Annotated in this window: 19 protein-coding genes and 1 riboswitch; of the genes, 13 read left to right on the top strand and 6 right to left on the bottom strand. The window is 46.7% G+C overall.

The window, feature by feature from the left end; all coding sequences use genetic code 11:
• Window positions 1-75: 75 nt before the first annotated feature.
• Both AC3RCI_RS25165 and AC3RCI_RS25160 read left to right on the top strand, forming a co-directional pair.
• A complete protein-coding gene (locus AC3RCI_RS25165) occupies window positions 76-2,457 on the top strand; it encodes a YcdB/YcdC domain-containing protein (protein WP_492526841.1) in 2,382 nt (793 codons plus the stop codon).
• A gap of 196 nt (window positions 2,458-2,653) precedes the next feature.
• Window positions 2,654-3,781 (top strand): transglutaminase domain-containing protein, encoded by a 1,128-nt coding sequence (locus AC3RCI_RS25160; RefSeq protein ID WP_492526839.1) that lies wholly within the window; start codon window positions 2,654-2,656, stop codon window positions 3,779-3,781.
• A 99-nt stretch (window positions 3,782-3,880) separates the two neighbouring features.
• Here AC3RCI_RS25160 and AC3RCI_RS25155 read toward each other — a convergent pair whose 3' ends face one another.
• Window positions 3,881-5,359, bottom strand: coding sequence for an amino acid permease (locus AC3RCI_RS25155; RefSeq protein ID WP_095292413.1), 1,479 nt, complete (start codon window positions 5,357-5,359; stop codon window positions 3,881-3,883).
• Between the two features lie 117 nt (window positions 5,360-5,476).
• Window positions 5,477-5,698: riboswitch (Lysine riboswitch) on the bottom strand.
• A 145-nt stretch (window positions 5,699-5,843) separates the two neighbouring features.
• Window positions 5,844-6,986: a virulence factor gene (locus tag AC3RCI_RS25150; protein ID WP_492526837.1), complete on the bottom strand. Its 1,143-nt coding sequence runs from the start codon at window positions 6,984-6,986 to the stop codon at window positions 5,844-5,846.
• Between the two features lie 225 nt (window positions 6,987-7,211).
• Here AC3RCI_RS25150 and AC3RCI_RS25145 point away from each other — a divergent pair, with 225 nt between their 5' ends.
• Window positions 7,212-7,676 carry a hypothetical protein gene (locus AC3RCI_RS25145; protein ID WP_492526836.1) on the top strand — a complete coding sequence of 155 codons (465 nt, stop codon included), beginning with the start codon at window positions 7,212-7,214 and terminating at the stop codon, window positions 7,674-7,676.
• A gap of 15 nt (window positions 7,677-7,691) precedes the next feature.
• On the opposite strand, the gene AC3RCI_RS25140 is transcribed toward AC3RCI_RS25145, so the two are convergent.
• The gene (locus AC3RCI_RS25140) at window positions 7,692-8,390 is read right to left on the bottom strand and encodes a response regulator transcription factor (protein ID WP_127539850.1); all 699 of its coding nucleotides are present in this window, start codon (window positions 8,388-8,390) and stop codon (window positions 7,692-7,694) included.
• A 341-nt stretch (window positions 8,391-8,731) separates the two neighbouring features.
• Between AC3RCI_RS25140 and AC3RCI_RS25135 the strand changes: the two genes are divergently transcribed.
• The 6 genes from AC3RCI_RS25135 to AC3RCI_RS25110 all read left to right on the top strand — a co-directional run bounded on the left by AC3RCI_RS25135 (window position 8,732) and on the right by AC3RCI_RS25110 (window position 17,414).
• Window positions 8,732-11,578 carry an ATP-binding protein gene (locus AC3RCI_RS25135; protein ID WP_492526834.1) on the top strand — a complete coding sequence of 949 codons (2,847 nt, stop codon included), beginning with the start codon at window positions 8,732-8,734 and terminating at the stop codon, window positions 11,576-11,578.
• Window positions 11,579-11,939: 361 nt separating this feature from the next.
• Window positions 11,940-13,286, top strand: coding sequence for a cytochrome ubiquinol oxidase subunit I (locus tag AC3RCI_RS25130; RefSeq protein ID WP_492472815.1), 1,347 nt, complete (start codon window positions 11,940-11,942; stop codon window positions 13,284-13,286).
• Window positions 13,283-14,317, top strand: a complete 1,035-nt coding sequence (locus tag AC3RCI_RS25125; RefSeq protein ID WP_492526832.1) for a cytochrome d ubiquinol oxidase subunit II — start codon at window positions 13,283-13,285, stop codon at window positions 14,315-14,317. The genes AC3RCI_RS25130 and AC3RCI_RS25125 overlap by 4 nt, the downstream gene beginning before the upstream one ends.
• Window positions 14,318-14,322: 5 nt before the next feature.
• Window positions 14,323-14,475 (top strand): cytochrome bd oxidase small subunit CydS family protein, encoded by a 153-nt coding sequence (gene cydS / locus AC3RCI_RS25120; protein ID WP_170948273.1) that lies wholly within the window; start codon window positions 14,323-14,325, stop codon window positions 14,473-14,475.
• Window positions 14,476-14,542: 67 nt separating this feature from the next.
• Window positions 14,543-15,583, top strand: a complete 1,041-nt coding sequence (locus AC3RCI_RS25115; protein WP_492526830.1) for an MBL fold metallo-hydrolase — start codon at window positions 14,543-14,545, stop codon at window positions 15,581-15,583.
• A gap of 205 nt (window positions 15,584-15,788) precedes the next feature.
• The gene (locus tag AC3RCI_RS25110) at window positions 15,789-17,414 is read left to right on the top strand and encodes an ABC-F family ATP-binding cassette domain-containing protein (protein ID WP_336783967.1); all 1,626 of its coding nucleotides are present in this window, start codon (window positions 15,789-15,791) and stop codon (window positions 17,412-17,414) included.
• A gap of 110 nt (window positions 17,415-17,524) precedes the next feature.
• Here the strand turns inward: AC3RCI_RS25110 and AC3RCI_RS25105 are convergent, their stop codons facing one another.
• A complete protein-coding gene (locus AC3RCI_RS25105; protein WP_492530005.1) occupies window positions 17,525-17,713 on the bottom strand; it encodes a hypothetical protein in 189 nt (62 codons plus the stop codon).
• Window positions 17,714-18,004: 291 nt separating this feature from the next.
• On the opposite strand from AC3RCI_RS25105, the gene AC3RCI_RS25100 reads away from it, so the two are divergent.
• Window positions 18,005-18,892: a cation diffusion facilitator family transporter gene (locus AC3RCI_RS25100; RefSeq protein WP_127539862.1), complete on the top strand. Its 888-nt coding sequence runs from the start codon at window positions 18,005-18,007 to the stop codon at window positions 18,890-18,892.
• 89 nt (window positions 18,893-18,981) lie between these two features.
• Here AC3RCI_RS25100 and AC3RCI_RS25095 read toward each other — a convergent pair whose 3' ends face one another.
• Window positions 18,982-19,488, bottom strand: a complete 507-nt coding sequence (locus AC3RCI_RS25095; protein WP_492526828.1) for a hypothetical protein — start codon at window positions 19,486-19,488, stop codon at window positions 18,982-18,984.
• Window positions 19,489-19,895: 407 nt separating this feature from the next.
• On the bottom strand, window positions 19,896-20,060 hold the full coding sequence (locus tag AC3RCI_RS25090; RefSeq protein WP_082704249.1) for a DUF1328 domain-containing protein: 165 nt from the start codon (window positions 20,058-20,060) through the stop codon (window positions 19,896-19,898).
• Between the two features lie 217 nt (window positions 20,061-20,277).
• Between AC3RCI_RS25090 and AC3RCI_RS25085 the strand changes: the two genes are divergently transcribed.
• From AC3RCI_RS25085 to AC3RCI_RS25075, 3 genes are all read left to right on the top strand, one after another.
• Window positions 20,278-20,790 (top strand): DUF948 domain-containing protein, encoded by a 513-nt coding sequence (locus AC3RCI_RS25085; RefSeq protein ID WP_110821722.1) that lies wholly within the window; start codon window positions 20,278-20,280, stop codon window positions 20,788-20,790.
• Window positions 20,791-20,861: 71 nt separating this feature from the next.
• Window positions 20,862-21,395, top strand: a complete 534-nt coding sequence (locus tag AC3RCI_RS25080) for a hypothetical protein (RefSeq protein WP_336783969.1) — start codon at window positions 20,862-20,864, stop codon at window positions 21,393-21,395.
• A gap of 102 nt (window positions 21,396-21,497) precedes the next feature.
• On the top strand, window positions 21,498-21,842 hold the full coding sequence (locus tag AC3RCI_RS25075; RefSeq protein ID WP_095292442.1) for a YflT domain-containing protein: 345 nt from the start codon (window positions 21,498-21,500) through the stop codon (window positions 21,840-21,842).
• Window positions 21,843-21,909 lie beyond the last annotated feature (67 nt).

Raw genomic sequence — 21,909 nt, 5'->3', positions numbered from 1 at the left:
AGAATAGACTGGCAATATTCATGCAGGGTTATTTCGCATGCATCCATGTATGAAATTGAAGGGAGAGGTCCAGATTTGAGTTTTCAGATTCGATTCAAAATGATGACAGCCAGAGCTGCTTCAGCAGCCATGGCGGCATTGCTTCTGGCATCGCAGACTCCAGGGTTTGCAGGCAGCGTGTCAGCAGCGCAAGCAGAGCAGGTAACAGAAGCTGCACCGGGGGAAAATGAACAACTAGACGTGACTAGCAATGACGTGCCTGAGGGGGCTAAAATCTCCTCCAAGCAAGCCAGTGAGAATATATTGAAACTGTTTCCGATGTTGAAAAAAGCGACCATCACCTCGTCGCAATTTGATCCGAACAACCAATTTCCTCCGCTGGAGTACAAAACATGGGATATCGGGTTTCAGATTACCGTGGGGAATCATTCCATGGGGTTCAGTGCATCTGTACATGCAGGGACAGGGGAAGTACTGAGTGTACATTTGCCATCTGATTTATTGGATAAGCAGTTATCTGGATCAGAAGCCAAACTGACCAAGGATGAAGTGGAAGAGCAGGCTGTGGCCTTTCTGTACAAGGCCATCCCTGGTTTGAAGGAAGGCGCATACGCATCATTGGGAGACCTGTACCAAACGGCGGGACAGCAATCGTTGTTTGGCAGAACCGAATATCAATTTGCATACCAACTGAAGCATGACGGTTTGTTATCTGATGCGGAGACGGTTTACATAAGTGTGGATCAAAGCGGCCTGGTAACAGGATATTCACGAATGACGACCGCGGCACAATATCCTTCATCGAAACCAGCTGTGTCTGCAGAGAAGGCAAGGCAGCAATTCGAAGACCAGTTCGATGTAGAACTTGCCTACATTTCGAAAAACCGCCTGTCTTCAAAACAAGGTCAGCCGTATTATCTTGGATATACGCCGAAGGATTCCAGCATGGTTCCACTTGAGGCGAATACGTTGGAACGGTTCAACGCTATGACTGGAAAAGTCATTACCGAGAATACCGTACAGCAGGACAAACCGCTGAAAGGCAGTGTGGCTGCTTTTGTTCCAGCGAAAGGACAGAGAATGAATGCCCAGCAGGCGGAGAGCCTGGTGAAAAAGAGCTTTGACATTCCGGAAGGATACAAGCTGGATTACAGCCAGTTAAATAAAGGCAGCTACTGGAGTCCAAACAATCAGGTTTGGAGTCTGAGCTGGAGCAACCGAAACGCGAATATGTCCTATATGTTCATGCGGGACATTTCAGCACAAGTGGATGCCACCACCGGGCAAATTTACAGCTATAGCCTGTATCAGCGAACGAGTCCGGATGCAGAACAAGAGAAACCGGATGAGAAAAATGAAGGCAAGTCCGTAACCCGTACACAAGCCGAGAAACTTGCGATTAATTCGGTTATTGCACTTGTGCCGGATGCGACGGAACAGTTCAAGCTGTCCAGCGTGCTTGAGGTAGAGGACGCCCGTACGTTCATTTTTCAGCGTTACTTGAATGGAATCGCGGTTAAGGATGATCAGGTACAGGTGCAGGTCCTGAACGATGGGACGATTAGCGAATTTTACGCCAATCTTGCTGCAACGCCTGAGCAGCTGCCTGCAAGCAAGGAGCCGGCGATCAGCTACGAAGAGGCAAAAGCGGCCTATCTCGAAGAATTCAAGCTGGTACTGGCATATTCCCGTTACGGTGGACATGGTACGAGCAGTGGCCAAGTCACTCCGTCGGGGATCAATCTTGCGTATATGCCTACACGGGATGATAAATCGATCTACGGCAGCTATGAAGTACTTGATGCCAATACAGGCGAATGGACGTCTATGTACAACACTTCCAGCACGGCAGCTCAAGCTGCACCTAGTGATATTGCTGGTCATGTGGCTGAAGAGGCCATCCTTAATATGACCCAGCATAGCGTGCTGATTCCTGACGAGCAGGGACGTGTTTTCCCGGATCGGGTGATTACTCGAGGAGATTGGTTTAATTATCTCGCGAGAGCAGTTAATCCGAATCTGGACATCTATTACACGGTGAACGGGGATGACAAGCTGTATGCGGACATTACCCCAGATAGCCCTTACTATCAAGCAGTGCGTACATTAATTGACCAGCGCTGGCTCGCTGGTGCTGATCCAGAGGTCAGTCTGAATCCACAGGATGAGATGACTCGGGAAGAACTGGCTGTATTACTTGTCCGTATACTTCGTTACGAGAAGCTGGCTGGGTTCTACACCATGCCATCGGATCTGCCGAACCTTGTAGATGCGAATTCGATTACCAATAAAGGTGCTGTATCTCTTAGCATGAAGCTGGGATTGCTTCCTTCCATTGAAGGGCGTTTCATGCCGGCACGCAAAGTGACTGTAGCGGAAGCGTCACAGGTACTGGAGCGATTGGCCAAGCTGCAGGGCAAGACAGATTCATTTATGACAGGCAGTCGTCTGTATTAAGAGGTATTCTTGCATAACCCGCTCTGGTAAGTCATAGGCTGGATATAGCGGGTATGTTTTATTTTGCTGAAGACAAGGGAGACCTTCTGCGGAAGGTCTCTTTTGATGCTTTTCGACAAAACTAGAAGCCTGACGTCAGATCCTTTTGTGATACAATGAGGCATGAGAATGTTGCAAAGAGAGGTGGTATCCTTTCATGGGCAAAAACGGAAAACGAGTGATCACCATATTGCTGGCAGGCTGTCTGATTGCGGTGGCTTTACCTCGTGCGGTTGACCTGGATCAACTGTATGCTGCATCGGACACATCCGATATTTCAACAACCAAGGATTTACGTCAGACGTTGCTTACAGCCATGTCACAGCGAACGGAGGAGCTTGTATTTACATACAAGGGTGATGTGAAAGGACTCAAAAAGCAGCTCCAGAGCTCCATTGATGAAGCAATGACCAGTGATCCCTATATCCAATATACCGTCAAAAGTTATGCTTTTAATTATAAAGGTTCCAACGTTTCGGCCGAGGTCCATGTGAATTTGTCTTACCGGGAGACCAAGGAACAGACCGATTACGTTAACCGCAAAGTGACCCATGTGTTAAAAGAGATTATCACACCTGGCATGACGAATCATGAAAAGGTGAAAGCGATTCATGACTGGATAGTTCTCCATCTTGCCTATGATACTTCTCTACAGAAATACACGGCCTATGATGGACTTGTCACGGGCAGCACCGTATGTCAGGGATATTCCCTGCTTACTTACCGTATGCTGGAACAGGTAGGTATTGAGAACCGGATTGTGGAAGGTACGGCAGGTGATCAGCTGCATGCGTGGAATATCGTGAAGCTGGACGGCAAATGGTACCACATGGACACGACCTGGGATGATCCGACACCTGACCGCAAAGGAAAAGTTAGCCATAACTACTATTTGCTCAGCGACGACGAGATGGCACGTGACCATATCTGGACGGGCAAAGGCAAATATCCGACTGCACCAGCTCCCTACCGGGAGGCCCTGCAAACCTTGATACAAAGCGGCGGCAGCAAGGCACCTGCGTATCAGAAGCTGTACCATACGCTGGAATATTCACTCTATGACGAGAAAGATGCGGTTAGTGGACATTCTGCACTGGAAAACAAGGTGCAGAATGTGCTGAAGGAAGGTGGAACCACACTGACTTTCAGATACAAGGGTACCGAGACCAGTCTGGTTGAAGATTTGCAGAATTTGTATCAGCTCGGGATGAAATCGATATCGTATTATGTGTCCAAAATGGAAGATACAACGGATCTGCGTGTGAAGATCAATTGGACGTTATGAATTAAGGCGGATGTAATAACGCCTTAATGGTATACAAACAAAATCCCCCTGCTTCTAAACCGTTGAGAACGGTCAGAAGCAGGGGGATTTTCTATACGTTTACTGCGCAGAGGAATCCGTAGGGGAGAAGTCACATTCCTGCAGCGGAACCACTTTGGTTTTCTTGATCCACTTGTAACCAAGCCATAGAATCAGGAACAGCGGTACACTCAGGTAGGCAACAAGCGCTCCGCTCCAGTCGATCTGGTCGCCCGTAAAGGCCTGATAGTTCTGACCGATAATAACGATGATACAGAGTACAAAAGCGAATATCGGTCCGAATGGGAACCAGCGTGCGCGATAAGGCAAGTCCTTCAAGTCCCTGCCTTGGGCAACATAAGCCCGGCGGAAGCGATAATGGCTGATTGCGATGCCTAGCCAGGTGATAAATCCACACATGCCGGAGGCATTCAACAGCCAGGTATACACAATACCATCACCGAACAGGGAAGCGAGAAACGCCAGCATACCGACAGCTGTAGTTACAAGCAGGGCATTCATTGGAATGCCTTTTTTGTTCAGTCGTGCAAGGAAACGCGGCGCCTTGCCATCACGGGCAAGAGCATAGAGTACCCGGCTTGAAGCATACATGCCAGAGTTGCCGGCAGACAGCACAGAGGTCAGAATGACCGCATTCATTACCGAAGCTGCAATGGCAAGCCCTGCTTTTTCAAATACTAGCGTAAATGGACTGACACCGATGTTGTTCAGATCACCTTTGAGCAGGTTCGGATGCGTATACGGGATGATCAAACTGATTACCGTGATGGCCAAAATGTAGAAGATCAGAATCCGCCAGAATACCTGCCGAATGGCACGAGGCACATTCTCACGCGGATTTTCACTTTCACCTGCAGCAACACCAATGAGCTCGGTTCCCTGGAAGGAGAACCCTGCAGCCATGAATACACCAAGTACGGCGAAGAATCCGCCATGGATGGGCGCATCACCCACTGTAAAGTTGCTGAAACCCACAGCTTCTCCGCCCATAATACCGAAGATCATCAGTACACCCACGGTCAAAAAGATAATGACGGTAGCCACTTTGATGATGGCAAACCAATATTCCGATTCGCCATAACCTTTAACAGACAGCACATTCAGAGCAAAGATTAAAACGAGAAATAGCAGGCTCCATAACATGGACGAGCTGTCAGGGAACCAATACTTGATGAGTACCGTAGCTGCAGCCAGTTCGGCCGCAATGGTGACAGCCCAGTTGTACCAGAAATTCCAGCCCATGGCGAAGCCAAGTGCGGGATCGACGAAACGAGCAGCATACGTATTAAATGAACCGGAGTCAGGCATAAATGTAGCCAGTTCTCCAAGGCTTGTCATCAGAAAGTAAACCATGATACCGACGGCGGCATATGCAATCAATGCACCACCCGGTCCGGCTGTGGAGATGGCGGTACCACTTGCGAGGAACAGCCCTGTACCGATGGAGCCACCGAGGGCAATCATCGTCATATGCCTTGCACGCAATCCTTTTTTCAGCGAACCGTTTCCTGCTGTTGTTTGCTTGTTGCGGTCTTGCAATGAAAACACTCCTTCACTCAGCGTACTGATGATATGGATCAATGGCACTATACATACAAAAGACCGCAGGCTTCAGCCTGCGGTCTTATTATCCATTGTCCGCACCTGTCCCAGATGTTATAAGATAGCTCAACACAGAAGAATTCATACTCACCCATGCGGGCTGGTGTGTATCTCTGTGACAGTTCTGTACCTTTCGGCAGCAGCCCCAACCATACTGGACAAATGTAAGGAACCGTCCAGCAGGCTTCGGCGGGTGCACCTTTCGGCTGATCTCATGAGCGGCTCCTTAGCGCCTCCTTCAGCTTACTGATCGCACCCGCGACCTCTACCTCATCATCGTGGATGAGGTGTATCTATTGTCTATGAAATTATTGAATAGCAGAACGTTACATGCCATGTTCTGTTGCTCAAACAGACATTCAGTATACCTTTCCTTGTTTCATCATGCAATAACAAAAGTTGGATGTTCTTTTAACAAGGACTATTCCGTCTTTTTGTTGCGTCCGGCCATTTGCTGCCATACGGTACCTGCAGCCTGTTCACCAGATTCGATTCGCTCCAGTGCCATCTTGGCCTGCAAGCTAACCTCAAACTCGGGATCGTCCGCTGCCTTCCGCAGAGCTGGTTCTGCTTCTTCGGTTCCCACTTCATATAAGAAACGGGCTGCCCGCCAGCGCACCAGTTTGCTGCTGTCGGTGAGCGTAGCCGTCATCGCAGCGGTTGCAGCCGGGTCGCCGATATCGGACAAGGTGTCTCCAGCGGTACGACGTACGGCAGGGGAGCTGTCCTTGAGTGCTTCATACAGCAATTCCATGGCATCCGGCGTTTTGATGTCCCCAAGATAGACTACTGCCAACCGGCGAATCTGCATTTTACTGTCATGCAGGGCGCGGGCAATAAGCGGCAATCTCTCTTCTGTAGGTTCCATACCGTCAAAAGCTGCATAGCGTACATTCCAATCCTCACTGCTCAGCGCTTCTTCCAGCTCGGCACCTTCGAGCTTGCGGCGGCGTTCCACAAACTCTTCTGTATTGGTTCCGTGCGCAATGGCCTGTTCAATGACCTGCTTCAGACGCTCCGGAGGATAGGCTGCCTCCAGCTCCTGCTCAACCTCACGGGCAATATCCGACAATTCACCGTACCGTACGCCGTAATCACTTAATTTACGTTCTTTGATCAGCGTTGCACTGGCCACTTCGGTAACGGCCTTAACGAATCGATCGGAGAGAGAAATTCGTTCTTCTTTTGCACCGGCCTTAACCCGAATCTGCATCGGAACACCGCGGAAAAACTGTACAAATACTTGTGCTTCGCCAAAGTGCTCACCTGATGCATCCTCGGATTCAATCCAGTCGAGGTCAATGCCTTGTTGGCCCAGACGGTTCTGGACTTCCCCCAGAATGACGGACCAGTCGGCATTCCCCTTGCGATCCAGCGCAACGAAGTCCGTGGTATGAAATACACTTTTAACGCCAGGAATATGGAGCATCTGGCGGATAAACGCTGGAGCAGAACGTTCATTATCCAGCGTGTAGGTTCTGCGGATCCCGTCTTCGAGACGCTCATCGAGATGAAGCATCATCGTATTGGGACTGGGTGTTGGTTCAATGGAAACAATATTCATCGGTTCATAACCTCCTGTACCGGATTCATCATTTAAGTTCCCGTGATAGCAACGGGTATATCCCTATTTTACATGAATGGAGGCAAACTGCGAAATGAATGACAAACCTTACATAGTTGTGTGAGAAGTACTAAGATAGTTAACACTTCTTTCATGTTCACTCACAAACATTTTTAAATGAAGATCGGCACAATAAGTAGAATGAAACAACTGGAGGTTACAACTATGGAACGTATAACAGTACTTTCGGACGGAAGCCGCGGTATTGCTTATGAGCATATTATCGAATTGTTTAACGAGTGGATGGAGGAAGAGCAGGAAGAATGCATCCGAGGCGAGGAACAAAACCAGAAGATGGGTTCAAGGTCTACTTGGGGCCGATCCCGTTATTGCATTGTCGATTACATGGATGCAAGCCAGGCCGTATCGGCATCCAATGCCATTCGTGCCTTTTTGCCACAGCTGCCGCTGCTGGTCATTACCGATTTCCAATCGTTGATTCGCAGACAGCATGTGCAGCAGATTACAGGTAATGGCCTCATTAAGATGATGCTGTGGAATCCGAGCGAGCCACATCAGCTTTATTTGGACATTCAGAAATGGTTGTACTCCACACTGCAGGATCAAGAAAAAGCCATGCCCTCTGCCATGTCGATACTGAAATACACACGGAGAGGGCATAGCCACTAGTTAAGGAATATTGTATTAAGTCACATACTTATAACCTGTTCCCCAAACGGTCTTGATATAGCGTGGATTTTTGGGGTCGGGTTCGATTTTCTTACGCAAGCTGGAGATATGTACATCAATGGTACGGTCCAGGTAGGCTCGTTCCGATCCTTTAATTCGGTCCATAAGCTCATTACGGGTAAATACTTTACCCGGATATTTGTACAATTCTTTCATGATCTCAAATTCAATATGAGTGACTTCGATTTCTACTCCGTTGACGAACAGTGTCCGTCTATATTCATTCACAGTTACATGTCCCGTATGTTCTGATGGTTTATCCTCTTTTGCTGGTTTATCAGGATACGAAATGGCCGATCTGCGCAGCAGTGCCTTGATCCTTGCGTCCAGCTCCTTCAGACTAAAAGGCTTACAAAGAAAATCATCAGCACCGTTATGTAATGCTCGGAGCCGATCATTCAGCATTGTACTTGCTGAAATCATGAGAATCGGTACAGTGGAATGCTGGCGAAACGCATCTACCAGATCATTTCCATCCATTTCCGGCAGCATCAGATCAGTCACAACAATATCCGGCCCGAACTGCGGGAAAAGTTGAAGTGCCTCACGGGCATGATGAACCCGTTCTGTTATGTATCCTTCCTCCTCAAGAAAGAAAGCAATCATGTCAGCCAGATTTTTCTCATCTTCTATAAGAAGTACTTTGATAGACATAGAGGTCACACTCCTGATGAAAAGAATTTGTTAAGAAATTACTAAAAAAAAGCTGAGTTTAGTGTAGAAATACCACAAATTTTTTAATGTTTATATTCCAATATATAGGATGTATATGTAGGGGAGTACAAACTTGAGAAGAGCTTCAGTATTTTACCATAGCTGTGGCTATTTTGCCGATAAATCAAATTTTTCCAACAGAAAAACCTTTTAATATATACAGTATAATGTATCAAGGGGATTTGAGGAAAGAAAAGTAGATAGAACGGCTCTCGTTTATAGGAGGTACCAACGTTGTTGTTGAATACGGATTTAGAACTAGGCCAAGAGGATTGTAGTCCATGCTTCGAATAATGGCTGCCAAAATGCTGGTATGGATTGTAGAGAAATTGCGAATCGCTTGGATCGGAACTGTGATTCTCATTGTGCTTGGAGCCATGGGCAGCATATACCCACTTACGTTGTTTTATGGCGTCCAGTTAATGTTCGGCAGTGCTGCTGTCCTTGTTGCCCTACGCTTGCATGGCGGAATATATGGTTTTATCACCTTCGCTGCTATTAGTGGAATACATCTGCTTTATAATGGGCCAACTTCACATTGTCTCTACATGGTCTTCGGTCATTTTATTGAGTTGATCTGGATGCTGGGCTGGCAGATGCGTTGGAAGAACGGAAGCATTATGAAGGCCAACGCCGTGTTTTGGGTCGTGATGTTATTACCTGTCTTGGGGTATGGGCATTATATTCTGAACATGAATCTGGATGAAGTAAAGTATGCATACATGCATATTGCCGTAGTCAGTATGGTTAACGCGCTAATAGCCGGAATCATCATAGACTTCTGGATCACCAACGGCGAGCATCAATCGAAAAGGACAGGCACCATCCCGCTTAGCCGAATTGCTTTTAAATATGTGGTCGTGTTTGTTGTTGTGGTCTCCCTATTTCTTTTATCAGCGGATAGCCGCAGACAGTTAAGTCAAATTCATGAAACGATTATATTAAATATGAAACACGCAGCGAATGCAGTGACTCAGGATCTGGATGAACGATTCTTGACGGTTCAAAATATGCAGCGGGGCATGGAGCGTTATCATCATCTATTGGATGTAAACGTCATTATTCTGGATAAGAATGATCGCGTGATTGCTTCTGGGCTGGATACTGTAATTATTGGCGAATATTTAAATACAAGCAATTATCGTTATCTGAAAGAGGGGGAGTCCTCCATTATCTTTCGTTCGGGAGACGCTTATTACAGCGATGCGCTCACCTACTGGAAGCATGCTGCATTTATCTATAAAGCAGATGTGGAGTCAGATACTTCGTACCGTGTGTATGTGGAGACAAGTTCAGCCAATTATTATTCACGGATTGAAAGAATCTATCTGACTACCCTGCAGAGTCTGTTTCTCATTTTTGTAACCTCGATGGTTGTGGCTGCCCCATTAAGCCGAAAGGTGGTGAGTCCTCTGATCAGGCTTACTCGGATGACTGGTTTACTCCCGAGATTATTATTTCGTAAAGGCAAAATGGATTGGCCAACAAGCCATGTTATGGAAGTTCAAATTTTGATTGGAAATCTGCGCAAAATGGCAGATGTGCTGCTTGAACAATTTGAACAGATCCGTCAGGACAAATTAACACTGGAGGACAGGGTCCGTGCACGGACCAAGGAACTGAAAAATAGTGAGGAAATCAAACGCGCCATCATCGATTCATCTATTGATGCCATTATTGCTGTGGATTCCAATGGATTGATCATTGAGTTCAATCCCGAAGCCGAAAGAATGTTTGGGCTTAAACGGGAAGAGGTTGTTCTTGAGACCAATGCTCCATCCCTTTTTCAAGGGGCGAGTTGTATGGAAATCAAGAAGATGCTGGAGAGATATGAATATATCCGAGGCAAGCGGCATGTCAATGTCGAGGAGATTTCAGGCATTCGCAGAGATGGGTCCGTTTTCCCGATAGAATACAAAATTGTGGAAATTCAGCTCGGCAACAATGAGAAGCTGTATAACTTGTTTATCAAAGATATTACCGATAAAACACGAGCAGAGGAAGAACGTGTGCGTCATGCACTCGCGCTCGAGAAACTGAATGCAGAGTTGTTTAATGAGAAAATTGCGATTCAGGAACAGCGCGATATCAGTGAACACTTTATTGAATCCGTTCGTGAAGGGCTGGTCATGTCCGATCGCTCTGGCATGATTACCATCGTTAACCGAAGGATCGAGGAAATGTTCGGCCTTGGTAACTTTCTGGGCAGATCCATCGAAGAATTTGCTCAAGCCATGGATAAGCTTGTCCTGACGGATGACTTCAATCTGATGGATCAAACGAAGGCCTTTTTGCACGGGGAACGTGCTTTTGTGGAGACCGAATTCAGTTTTAATAACAAGGAAAAAAGCGTATTTTCCCTCTATATTAAACAAGTGGATGTGCCAGGCAAAAACCATGGGTTCCTGCTTGTGTTCCGCGACCGTACGGAAGAAGAACGCCTGAATCGAATGAAAAACGAGTTGATCAGCGTGGTATCCCATGAGCTGAGGACCCCGGTAGCAACCATTATGGGTTATGTAGAATTAATGATGATGTATGATTTACCTGCTTCACAGCGACAGGAGTTTATGGAAACGATCTCGTCGGAGGGCAGCCGGCTTAGCAGCCTGCTTGAGGATGTACTGGACATCCAGCGTCTGGACAACGAAGGCATGACTTATCATATGACCTATGTACCGCTATTGGAATTAGTGGAAGGTGTTGCCGAGCAATGGAATATCAAATCCATCCAGCGTATCTATGTGCATGCCTTTAACGGCGATTTCTTTGCTTATGCAGACCAGAATCGGATGACCCAGGTGCTTCATAATCTGATTGGCAATGCAGTGAAATACTCACCAGGAACCGAACGGATTGACATTACCATGTGGGAAGAAAATGAGTGGATATGCATTGATGTACGCGACTACGGAATCGGCATTCCGGAGAATGTGCAGGACCAGCTGTTTACGAAGTTTTATCGTGTGGATAACTCAGATCACCGACAGATCGGTGGAACCGGACTCGGACTGTATATCTCTCGTAAAATTGTCGAAGATCATCATGGAACGATTACGTTTATATCCGCAATTGGCAAAGGAAGTACCTTCAAAGTACGTTTGCCCAAGCAGGAGGATCTCCTCTAGGCAGGGGAGTTGTTCAGAGATGCCATGTTGCTAACTGCCTGTATACCATCACTAAGTCTTTATTTTTCAGTCGAACCATGAACTGAAGGATAAAGGCTTTTTTTGTTTTTCAAATTTTCAGGATAAAAAACCATGAACTTTTGCAAACTGTCTATAGCGCCATAATTTGCATCGGATCAAAAGGAGGATGGCAGGTATATGTTTCGCAAACAGGAGAAAACGCTCATTATTGTCTGCCTGGTCGCAGCAGTGGTCGTACTGTATGCCGTTGTGAAAAGTATCATGCGTATCATGAGTTATTGAGCTATATGGACAAGCAGATAAATGAAGCTGTACATCATGATAAAGAGGAGTGTCACCCATGTCATCGCTGGATCCTGTTCTGCTCAGCCGGATATTAACCGGTCTGACCCTGGCTGTACATATTATATTTGCCTCCATCGGCGTAGGCGTTCCGCTCATGATTGCGCTGGCCGAATGGCGGGGGCTGCGAACAAACGATATCCATTACACCTTGCTGGCACGCAGATGGGCACGGGGATTTGTTATCACCGTAGCTGTAGGTGTCGTCACCGGAACCTCCATCGGTCTGCAGCTTAGCCTGCTGTGGCCGATGTTTATGCGGGTCGCGGGTCAGGCGATTGCGCTGCCACTATTTATGGAGACGTTCGCTTTTTTCGTGGAAGCGATCTTTCTGGGAATCTACCTGTACACATGGGATCGGTTCAAGAAGAAATACACACACATGCTTCTGCTTATTCCGGTAGCACTGGGATCTTCTGCTTCGGCCATATTCATTACAACCGTAAATTCCTTTATGAACCAGCCTCAAGGCTTTACCTTGATTAATGGCATCATGAAGGACATCCATCCGATTGCAGCCATGCTGAACCCAGCTACCCCAACCAAGGTTTCTCACGTGCTGGGATCCTCATATACACTCAGTGCCGGTGTTCTTGCAGGTATCGCCGCGTTCAGTCTGCTGCGTGGCCGGGACCATGTCTATTACAAAAAGGCACTAAAGCTTACCACGGTATGTGCCCTAGTGTTTGCGATTAGTACAGTCATGCTCGGCGACTCCTCAGGCAAGTTTCTGGCCAAATACCAGCCGGAGAAGCTGGCTGCGGCGGAATGGCACTTCAAGACCATGAAGGAGGCCCCGCTCGTCTATGGCGGAATACTCGATGAGAATAATGAGGTGAAATATGCGATTGAAATTCCGTATGCGCTCAGTATTCTGGCGGGAAATCGGCTCGACACGGAAGTGAAGGGACTGGAAGAATATCCTGCTGATCTGAGGCCGCCGTTGTCCATTCATTACATGTTTGACCTGAAAGTAACGACAGGCGTGATCATCCTGCTGATTCCTGTTCTGTATGTATTCCGCCGCTGGCTTCCGGGACGAAAGCCGTATCCGAAATGGCTCCTGCTCGGAATCGTTTTTCTCGGTCCATTGGCCATGGTTGCGATTGAGCTGGGCTGGATGTTTGCCGAGGTAGGCAGGCAGCCATGGATTCTGCGGGGGTACATGAAAGTGTCTGAGGCGGCTACTACCTCGACCTCGGTAGGATGGATGCTTGTTCTGTTCATCCTGTTATATCTGGTCCTGTGTTTTTCTTGCATTCGGGTACTCAGCAAGCTGTTCCGCAATAAAGAGGCTGAGAAAGAGCTGGATTCGCTTGGACTTGAGGGAGGGATTGTCCATTGAGCTTCGAAATTGCTGGCATTGCGATATTATGGACATTTTTGTTCGGTTATTTGATCGTGGCTTCCATTGATTTTGGAGCGGGATTTTTCAGTTTTTATAGCTTGCTCACAGGGCATGAGAACAAAATCCATAACATAATTCAGCGCTACCTGTCACCGGTGTGGGAAGTGACGAATGTGTTTCTGATCTTTTTCGTGGTTGGATTGGTAGGGTTCTATCCGGATAGTGCCTTTTATTATGGTACAGCTCTTCTGGTCCCCGGCTCCCTGGCTATTGTGCTGCTAGCTATTCGGGGTGTCTACTACGCATACAATACGTATGGCAATCATGGTAAAAACAGTCGCATCTACATGGCTTTATATGGTGCGACGGGATTATTGATCCCGGCGGTCTTTTCCACGATTTTGGCTATTTCAGAGGGTGGAATTATTGAGCAGGTTGGTGAGCAGGTGTTTTTTCGCTGGGGTGAATTCCTGACAAACCCATATACCTGGTCGGTTGTACTGCTTGCGCTCGTCAGTGTGCTTTATATTTCGGCGATGTTTCTGTCCTATTATGCCAAGAGAGCTGAAGATGAGACGGCATTTGAAGTGCTGAGGGAATACGCACTGCTGTGGAGCTTGCCCACGATTTTTGCCAGCTTCCTGGCGTTCCTGCAGATTAACAAACAGAATCCCTTGCACTTTGAGCAAATGGTCAATATATCGTGGATGTTTATCGCTTCGTTTATTTGTTTTATTATTGCGGTCTCTCTTGTATGGAAGCGAAAGTACCTCGGCTTTTGCTTCATCGCCGTAATGCTTCAATTCGCCTTCGCCTGGTATGGATACGGTAGGTCGCATCTGCCCTATATCCTGTATCCGTACATTAACATCTATGACAGCTTTACCAACCGGACGATGGGGATTGCACTCATCACGGCATTCAGTCTCGGTCTGCTGGTGCTGATTCCGTCGCTAATCCTCATCATGAAGCTGTTCCTGTTTGATGCGAATTACGTCCGTGGCCAATCGGGTAAAAAGAAAGGATGAACCTCATGAATCTGGAAGGGGCAACAGGCATTCCGGGCATAACGGGTTTGAGCTTCTTTGAGGAATTCACGATCATGTATGCACCGCCGCTCATTATTGTTGCTGCGATTGCGTTTCTGTTCGTGTATCTGGCAGTATGCAAAAACCCAAAAGATTAATCCGCCTCTCTTTTTTCAAAAAGGCTTAGGTTGGGTTAAGATATTAGGAAGGGAGGAGGGCCCTTTCATGCCGAAAATCCGTTATAACAACATTGATAATGTAAGTACGGACAAAACGTTAAAGGAATTCAAGCAGTGGAGGGAGCAGCGGCGGAGCAAGGTGAAGGATTATTCGTATACCGTGCCCAAACACCCGCCTGAGCTGGATTACCTGCATGCCAACCGGGATGAGACAACCATCACCTGGATCGGTCACTCCACTTTTTTTATTCAATATTATGGACTGAACATCGTAACTGACCCCGTGTGGGCCGAAAAAATGGGATTTCAACGGAGACTGGGTCCCCCCGGTATTCCGATTCAAGATATTCCACCCTTGGATGTCATCCTGATATCCCATTCTCACTATGATCATTTGCATCTCGCTTCACTGCGGAAATTGGTTACCGCCAAAACCTTGCTGATTGTACCGGATGGGCTTAAACGAAAAATGGTGCGTAAGGGATTCCATCGTTGCCATGAGATGAAGTGGTGGGAGCATATCGTGCTCGGCGGCGTCAAAATCACCTTTGTCCCTGCACAGCACTGGACCCGCCGGACGTTATTTGATACGAATACATCCCACTGGGGCGGATATGTATTGGAGCAGCATCATGGGCTGACGACATCATCCGAGGAGAGTGCGGCTGCAAGTGAACAGAACGAACCGTCCTCAGATTCAAGAACGCAGAGTTCTCAGCAATCAGAGGGACCACCTGTTTTGTATTTTGTTGGGGATACAGGATATTTTCAGGGTTTCAAAACGATTGGAGAACGCTTTGACATCGGTGTTACGTTAATGCCGATTGGTGCCTATGAACCCGAATGGTTTATGACGTCCCAGCACGTCACGCCGGAAGAAGCGCTGCAAGGATTCGTGGAGTCCGGTTCACAGCTTATGGTTCCGATGCATTATGGTACGTTTAAACTCGCAGATGATACGCCTAAGGAAGCGCTGGATCGGCTGGAAGTTGAACGTGAACGACTCGGAATCCACAAAGAACGAATCCGGGTGCTCGGACACGGTGAGACCCTGCGTATTCGTCATGAGGATCATAGAAAGAGCTAACAAAAGTGGGCTAAATATGCTAAGGTAAGGGTATACCCGCAGCAATTGCACAATTACCAAAACTTTAACGAGTAAAAAGCGGCTAATTTTCGAATTTGCCGTTTTTTTGTGTTATAATATGGTGCCAGAATAGGCTACGGGATATTGAATCCATGATTGCTATGAATGCAGTAGCAGATTATTAAAATAAAGGATGGTATGCTTAATGATTAGTACAAGCGGCATCACGCTCCGCTACGGAAAACGTGCACTTTTTGAAGATGTGAATATCAAATTCACGCCAGGCAACTGTTATGGCCTGATCGGCGCCAACGGAGCCGGCAAATCAACATTCCTGAAAATTTTGTCCGGTGAAATTGAAGCAAACTCGGGAGAGGTGCACATCACCCCGGGCGAACGTATGGCCGTTTTGAAGCAAAACCACTTCGAATATGATGAGTACCCGGTTCTCGAAACCGTAATTATGGGCCACAGCCGTCTTTACTCGATCATGAAAGAGAAGGATGCACTGTATGCCAAAGCGGACTTTACTGAAGAAGATGGTCTGCGTGCCGGTGAGCTTGAAGGTGAATTCGCCGAGCTGAATGGCTGGGATGCTGAGCCGGATGCAGCGGCACTCCTGATCGGTCTGGGTATCGATCGTGAAATGCATGAGAAGAAGATGACAGAGCTGAGTGGTAACGAGAAGGTTCGGGTCCTGCTGGCACAGGCATTGTTTGGTACTCCAAACAATCTGCTGCTCGATGAGCCTACCAACCACTTGGATCTTGAATCCATTCAATGGCTCGAGAACTTCCTGATGGATTATGAAGGTACCGTTATTGTTGTATCCCATGACCGTCACTTCTTGAACAAGGTATGTACACACATTGCGGATATCGATTTCGGTAAAATCCAGCTGTACGTAGGTAACTATGACTTCTGGTACGAATCCAGCCAACTGGCGCTCGCGTTGCAGCGTGATGCGAACAAGAAAAAAGAAGAGAAGATTAAAGAGCTGCAAGCCTTTATTCAACGTTTCTCCGCGAATGCATCCAAGTCGAAGCAAGCAACTTCGCGTAAGAAACAACTCGACAAAATTACGCTGGATGACCTTCGTCCATCAAACCGTAAATATCCGTTCATCAACTTCAAACCTGAGCGTGAAGCAGGCAAGCAATTGTTGACTGTCGATCGTGTAAGCAAATCGGTTGAAGGCGAGAACATGCTGAATGATATCAGCTTCGTGGTAAACAAAGGGGATAAAATTGCTTTTGTTGGCCCTAACGGAAATGCCAAATCTCTTCTGTTTGACGTTCTGATGGGAGAAGTAGAGGCTGAAGGCGGTGAATATACTTGGGGTGTAACGACAACTCAGGCATATTTCCCGAAAGATAACTCCAAATACTTTGACGGCGTGGAGATGACTCTGGTAGATTGGTTGCGCCAGTATTCCAAAGATCAGGATGAAACGTATCTGCGTGGGTTCCTGGGTCGTATGCTGTTCTCCGGAGAAGAAGCGCTCAAAAAAGCGAGTGTACTGTCCGGGGGAGAGAAAGTTCGCTGTATGCTGGCGAAGATGATGCAAACGGGCGCCAACGTACTCATCCTGGATGAGCCAACGAACCACTTGGATCTCGAATCCATCACGGCACTGAATAACGGTCTGATTGATTTTGACGGCACAATGCTGTTTACATCCCATGACCATCAGTTCATCCAAACCATTGCTAACCGGATTATCGAAATTACGCCAAATGGCATTATTGATCGCCAAATGAGCTATGATGAATATCTGGAAAGCGAAGAAATTAAAGATCTGCGTAAAAAAATGTACCCGGTTGAAGCTTAATTTAAAATAGGTTGGGGTTCAGAACTCCACTGTAATAAAAAAAGAACCGTAAGCCCTGTTGAAAGGAGCTTGCGGTTCTTTTTTCTTGCATAAGCAGATCCGAGATTTCTCTAGGATCCACCGGTACGGCGGCGCTGATTGTTAGGCTTTTTATTGTTTTGGCTCTTCATCGCTTTTGGTCCGCCTTCAAAGTAGGCGCTGGATTGGTTACCAGAGTTCGCCTGTTGTTTCTTCTGCGCCAGTTTCTGGCGTATCGCATCCTGCAAACTGATTTTTTTCGGTTCAGTGCTTTCGCTCATCATTGTTTCCCTCCCGGTCTTACAGTAAGCCGTCCGAATTGGACGGGATGTACCTATTTTATACGTTTTGCAAAAGCCCCACAAGGGCAACCTGATAATAAGCGGGGATCCTTCACTTTTTGACTAGGCCAACACTTTTTCTCGAAGTCTACAGCCATGCGGTTTGGCAACTTTGTTTCGGCTTCCCTACAGCCATGCAACTTGGCAACACTGTTTCTATAGACCCACAAGGGTGGCATTTGGTACCATGTAAAAACCGTAATACGAAACGTAAAAGGAGTGTCGCCCGGTTTGAACGCTTATGAAGAAATACGTAAAGGGGAGCGGGGGGCTTGGGTCAGCATCGCAGCTTATCTAATCTTGTCCGCCTTCAAGCTAATCTGTGGATATTTATTCGCATCCAGCGCATTGCTGGCAGATGGTTTTAATAATCTTACGGATATTGTTGCTTCGGTTGCCGTATTGATTGGACTACGGATTTCCCAGAAACCGCCCGACTCAGATCATGCTTATGGGCATTTCAGAGCAGAGACCGTTGCTGCTTTGATTGCATCCTTTATAATGGCCATGGTTGGACTTCAGGTTTTGGTTGAAGCCGTACGTTCATGGTATGAAGGGGACTTTGCAGCACCTAACTTATGGTCTGCTGCCGTCGCTGGAATCTGTGCGGTGGTTATGCTGGGCGTATACCGATATAATCATCGCTTGGCACTGCAGATTAACAATCAGGCGCTTATGGCCGCGGCCAAGGATAATCGGTCAGATGCCTGGGTGAGTATCGGAGCGGCAGTCGGCATTGTAGGGGCCCAATTTGGTTTACCGTGGTTGGACAAGGTAGCTGCAATTGCTGTAGGACTTCTGATTTGCAAAACCGCCTGGGAGATCTTCCGAGATTCCACACATCGCTTAACGGATGGGTTCGATCAAGATCAGTTAACGGATCTTAGGTCATCTGTAGCGCGGGTTCCTGGAGTAGAGATGATTAAGGACGTCAAGGCACGTGTACATGGGAGTCATGTGCTTGTGGATGTAGTCATTGAAGTGGATGGCGGGCTTAGTTTAATTGAAGGTCATCGGATCTGTGATGAAGTGGAGGAACGGCTGAAGCGTTCACACAATATTATGCATGTTCACGTGCATGTTGAGCCGAGAATGGAAGACTTAGCAGAACCTACATGAATGATCTGAGCTAAATATTTTGTTAAAAAAAGAGGACAGTCGCTATGAGCGCTGTCCTCTTTACTTATATTCAGAACGATTATACGATACTATTTAATGGCAACGTGGATCCACGCTTTGCCTTTCCAAGTGTACACTTGAACCCATTCGCCACCATCGAAACCGTCTACAACTTCACCAGTTGTATCGATTACTTGGGCACCCAATGCACCGATTGGTTTACCGTTAGGTGCATCGTAGAACCAAGTGCGCTCCAGAAGGTTAAGCAGCATGGTAGGTACAAGAACCTCATCACCTGGTTTTACAACAGGCTCATCGAAGATTTTGTCATCTGTTGATGTAGTTTCAGTTGTTGTAGAAGTACCTTCAGTGCCTGTTGAATCTACAGTAGTTCCAGTAACAGTTTCAGCTGTACCTTCAACGGTTTCAACAACCGGTTTGTTTACTTCAACAGCAGGTGTAGTTTCCACAGGTTTTGTTGCCTGGGTTCCTGTCTCCGGAGTTACTGTTCCAGTAACCGCTTCCTCAGCACCGGCAGCAGCAGCCATTGAACCCATCAAAGTCAAAGCAGCGGCAAAACTTACGATTTTTTTCATTGTTTTTCCTCCTCGGGTTAGGTATGTAATTTGTTGTTCTGTGTTAAAAGTAACCAAGCGACCTCACTTGTGAATCAACATTTTAACAATATTTTCTTTTATTCTCCAGAGTCAACTGGAGCAATTGTGGGTATATGGGAAGCTTGTAAATATCAGACCACAGTGGGAGAAAACCGGGCTGGCTATGTAAAAAAGTCCTGTTTGTGAATAAGTATGCGGTTTAAAGAGAAGTGCGGATGGAATAGGGAAGAAAGGAGTGTAATACATAATAATTAGATGGGGGGACCTTATACCCTGGGACAATCGATTCAAAAATGACAGACACATAACAAAAGCCTAACGGCTTTTGCAAGCACGCTAGGCTTTTGTATGTAATCTGATAAAGAGATTATCCAAAGCAACCTGATTCATCGCATTCGGCTGCGTCCGGTAATCAGGGAGATGACGAACAATACAACAAAGATGAAGAACAGGACTTTGGCAATGGAAGCAGCTGCCTCAACAATACCGAAAAATCCGAAAATCCCTGCTACAAGAGCAATAACTAGAAATAGTACAGACCATTTCAACATGAGTATTCATCCTTTCGTTTGGGAGTATGGGGTCAGCGATGTTCATTCCGCTGCCGTGTGTAGTTGTTCTTTAACCTGGGGGTTTTGTAATGAAACATTCATGGATTTTCCAAAAACAGGGAAGGGTGAAGTCCGTTCTATTTTTGTTTCGCGCCTGAAATGGTCGGGTAACTATAGCAATAACAAAACGATGTATATGAGAAAGCGAGGTTCTTCTATGATCTATCAAATTAGTGTGGCCTTGATTGCGGTGGCTTTTGCAGTATTAGTTTTCTTTTTGATTCGTACATTGAAATCGGCTCAGGGCTCCCTGGACAACGTGTCCAAGACACTTCAGGAGGTTCAGAAAACGATTGATGAACTGAGTTATGAAGTGAAGCAGACGGTAAGGCATGCCAATGATATTACGGTTGATGTGCAGCACAAGATGAAACAAATTGATCCTGTAATGGAATCGGTACAAAATCTGGGAGAGGTTTTGAATGAGGTGACCGAGGCGGCCAAACAGGTATCCACGACGATGATCGCCAAATTTCAAACCAAACGCAACAATCAAGAGCCGCAAAACAAACGTGCAGAGGTAGCTAAAGTACAGACAACGCCTGCAACACCTACGGATCGTACCCTTCAAAGTTATCAGGCTACATATAATGATACGGCAAAGGGCGGGAAAAATTGGGTGAAGTACATCGATCTGGCGGCTAATGTGTGGCAACGTATGCGTAAATAACATGACCGCTGTGTAATCCTGAATGTCTTTCAGAGCGGTGATGAACTGAACTTGATGAAAGGGTGAGAATCATGATGAAACTACTGCTTGTTATGTTTAGCGTAATTTCTCCCTTTTCCGTTCAACCGGCAGCGGTACCTGCTGCTCAAGATATGCAATGGACGGTAGTGGAAGAAGAAGTGCCAGAGGTTACTCTGGCTGCTGATCGATCCGGACCGGTTCGGCATTTTCAGACTCTGAATGGCATTTCCCTGGATGACAGCAAAGGTCATATTATATCTGAGAAGGGTCAGCCCCTTCACAAAAAGGCAGATCCGTATCTGGGTTGTCCCGAATATGAGTTTGCTGATGTCAAGGTTGGACTCTGTGAGGATACCGGAGAGATCCAGTATATCCACATTGATGGAGCTGAGGAGCGGTTGAAACTCAACCAGCAGTGGATAGACATGAATGTCGAATCCATTCGCCAGGTTTTGGGTGAGCCGTATGTGGTAGCTGAAGATGGAGAAGTGTATCTGCGGGGTACTCAAGCCATTAAGATTTATTTCAAGCCCGGCACCGAGCAGATTGACGGAGTCGATCTGTTTGAAGATCATCTCCAGTAGAGGAGAAATGGTTTCTTATTAAAGAAGCGTTTCAAACCAAGAGAGCAAGGTTATATATTAAAAGTAGCTCGAAAAGAAGATTATCAGAGGAGAGTGGAGACGATGAATTCAACCAATGCGCAAGCTTATGCAAAAGTGGTGGAAAACGGAGTTCAAGCGGTAGAAGCGGTGAAAGAGCTGCAGAATACTGGTTACCTTGCTGATCATATCTTCGTTCTAGCCCACGAGAAGGATCGTACGGACCGAATTGCCGATACAGCGGATGCCAAGGAAATAGGTATCAAGGAAGAAGGCGTATTCGACTCCATGGCGAATTTGTTCCGATCACGTGGTGATGAACTCCGGGCCAAAATAGTATCCATGGGCTTTACAGAAGCTGAGGCAGACTTTTACGAGAGTGAACTTGATAAAGGCAAAGTGCTTGTGATTGCCAAGAAGAAGGATTAATTGGTTCAAATGGTAACTGAAGCATCCTGAACTAGACGAGCTTCAGATTCAAAAACATAGATAAGGA

This window comes from Paenibacillus sp. MT124 (genome assembly GCF_058792755.1).
This window is presented reverse-complemented; position numbering and strand designations above follow the sequence as displayed.

Coding starts and splice junctions, on each gene's coding strand:
- AC3RCI_RS25145 (WP_492526836.1), top strand. CDS start 7,212: ATGGAACGTATAACAGTACTTTCGGACGGAAGCCGCGGTATTGCTTAT.
- AC3RCI_RS25160 (WP_492526839.1), top strand. CDS start 2,654: ATGGGCAAAAACGGAAAACGAGTGATCACCATATTGCTGGCAGGCTGT.
- AC3RCI_RS25085 (WP_110821722.1), top strand. CDS start 20,278: ATGATCTATCAAATTAGTGTGGCCTTGATTGCGGTGGCTTTTGCAGTA.
- AC3RCI_RS25095 (WP_492526828.1), bottom strand. CDS start 19,488: ATGAAAAAAATCGTAAGTTTTGCCGCTGCTTTGACTTTGATGGGTTCA.
- AC3RCI_RS25135 (WP_492526834.1), top strand. CDS start 8,732: ATGCTTCGAATAATGGCTGCCAAAATGCTGGTATGGATTGTAGAGAAA.
- AC3RCI_RS25105 (WP_492530005.1), bottom strand. CDS start 17,713: ATGAGCGAAAGCACTGAACCGAAAAAAATCAGTTTGCAGGATGCGATA.
- AC3RCI_RS25080 (WP_336783969.1), top strand. CDS start 20,862: ATGATGAAACTACTGCTTGTTATGTTTAGCGTAATTTCTCCCTTTTCC.
- AC3RCI_RS25075 (WP_095292442.1), top strand. CDS start 21,498: ATGAATTCAACCAATGCGCAAGCTTATGCAAAAGTGGTGGAAAACGGA.
- AC3RCI_RS25130 (WP_492472815.1), top strand. CDS start 11,940: ATGTCATCGCTGGATCCTGTTCTGCTCAGCCGGATATTAACCGGTCTG.
- AC3RCI_RS25090 (WP_082704249.1), bottom strand. CDS start 20,060: ATGTTGAAATGGTCTGTACTATTTCTAGTTATTGCTCTTGTAGCAGGG.
- AC3RCI_RS25115 (WP_492526830.1), top strand. CDS start 14,543: ATGCCGAAAATCCGTTATAACAACATTGATAATGTAAGTACGGACAAA.
- AC3RCI_RS25140 (WP_127539850.1), bottom strand. CDS start 8,390: ATGTCTATCAAAGTACTTCTTATAGAAGATGAGAAAAATCTGGCTGAC.
- cydS (WP_170948273.1), top strand. CDS start 14,323: ATGAATCTGGAAGGGGCAACAGGCATTCCGGGCATAACGGGTTTGAGC.
- AC3RCI_RS25150 (WP_492526837.1), bottom strand. CDS start 6,986: ATGAATATTGTTTCCATTGAACCAACACCCAGTCCCAATACGATGATG.
- AC3RCI_RS25110 (WP_336783967.1), top strand. CDS start 15,789: ATGATTAGTACAAGCGGCATCACGCTCCGCTACGGAAAACGTGCACTT.